The following is a 1,480-nucleotide window of genomic DNA, read 5'->3' as shown; positions in this document are numbered from 1 at the left end:
AGCATCGTTCGTCACGACCGGTGACCGTAGCGCCCGATGACTCCGTCCGCCCACTGAACTGCGCAATCTCCGGGTTTCGTTCAGTCAACGGGGCGCGCGCTGCCCGATGCTCTGGCCCGACCCCGCACAGCGCGACCGACTGGTCGAGATCCGCGACAATCTCATCGCCCGAATCGCCGAGGCTGAGCGCGAGGGCTGGCTCGGCGAAGTCGAAGGTCTGCGTGTCAGCCTTGCGGGAGCCAAGGACAAGCTCACCCAGGTTGACCGGCGTCCCCATAAGGGAGCCGATGTCGACCTCGGCATGCCCACCATCAGGAACGAGGACTCTTGAACGCCGACGCCGATCACGAAGACCCAAGCCGCGACCTCAGCACCTGGACGATCGAGCGTCTTCGGTCGTTCGCCGAGGAGGCCCCAGGCCGGCAGCTTGAGGCGGTACGTGTCGTCGCGACGGGCCATGCTTATCGCGCCGGCCAACCCCGCGAAGCCCGCCAGCAGTGGGCCAAGTTGTCATTGCAGGCCAACCAGCGTCTGTACGGCGACAGTCTGTGGGATCGAGCACGAGCGACTCAGCAGAACTTCATGCTCCGGATGTGGGTGATCGACCATCTCGGCCTTGACGACGAGGATCAGGACTGGAGCCCCGAGACGCTGGCGGCCGACACTGTCACCGCACTTGCCCTCACCTCTGCTGAGGCCCGCGCTCTCGCCGATCACTGGCGCGACCTCGCGGTCGAACAGATAGGCGAGCTACGGCACAAGAACCTGACGGCCCATCTGGACAGGCTTGTCGACCGCCTGCAACCCAGCCCAGTACGGGATCAACTCCTCGTCTGGGCAGAGACTCGCCGACACCTGCCCTGACCGATGCTGCGAGTTCACGCCACTCTCGACGCCGATCGCAGAGTTCAGCGAATCCAGAAGCAAGACAAACCCGTGCAAAACTCCGGCGGCTATGCTGATGGCCGGCAGAACCACGGCCAGTGCCGCGTGACCCGCCAGCTCCACTTTCCGCAAACGTTTCCTACATGAAAAAGAAGCTCCCCAGCCGCGCCCGCCGCGACCTTGCGCTCGTCCTGGTCGACGCCCAGGCGAGCCCGCTCGCCCATTCCGAGCCGTACGGGCAGGACGGGGCATCATCCGGACAGTCGCCCGGGGACACGCCGCCGCCATTCTTCTCGGCCACGAATGAGCACGCTTGCCGTCCTGGCCATCGCCTACGCCGGTTCAGCCTGACTCTGAGGTACCTCTGTGCCGTTGCATGCTTCGTGTGTCGCCGTCAGCCACTTCGGTACCTCAGTGCGTTGTGGCAAACCGGATCTCGTTCGAAGCCTGCGGTGCGGGTGATCATTCGGACAGAGATGCCGGTGTGGTCGTGGGCATGGAGAAACGGGCCCCTTGGTAGTGACGTGGTTGTTGAGGCCGGTCACGAGCAAGGAGACCCGTTGTCCGATGAGTTGACCATCCCTGCTGTACCTGC

At 64.5% G+C, this 1,480-nt stretch carries 2 protein-coding genes; both read left to right on the top strand.

The features are described from left to right. Positions 1-106 precede the first annotated feature (106 nt). The gene (locus ABZ826_RS39345) at positions 107-331 is read left to right on the top strand and encodes a hypothetical protein (RefSeq protein ID WP_361459401.1); all 225 of its coding nucleotides are present in this window, start codon (positions 107-109) and stop codon (positions 329-331) included. After that, positions 328-864, top strand: coding sequence for a hypothetical protein (locus tag ABZ826_RS39340; RefSeq protein ID WP_361459399.1), 537 nt, complete (start codon positions 328-330; stop codon positions 862-864). Before ABZ826_RS39345 ends, ABZ826_RS39340 begins: the two co-directional genes overlap by 4 nt. The last annotated feature ends 616 nt before the right edge of the window (positions 865-1,480 follow it).

This window comes from Streptomyces sp. NPDC047515 (genome assembly GCF_040643055.1).
Classification (GTDB): Bacteria; Actinomycetota; Actinomycetes; order Streptomycetales; family Streptomycetaceae; genus Streptomyces.
The sequence above is the reverse complement of the archived record's forward strand: the minus strand, read 5'-3'. Positions and strand labels throughout refer to the sequence as shown.

What these genes read in the sequence shown, in the direction of transcription:
- ABZ826_RS39345 (WP_361459401.1), top strand. Translation starts at nt 107, where the DNA reads ATGCTCTGGCCCGACCCCGCACAGCGCGACCGACTGGTCGAGATCCGC.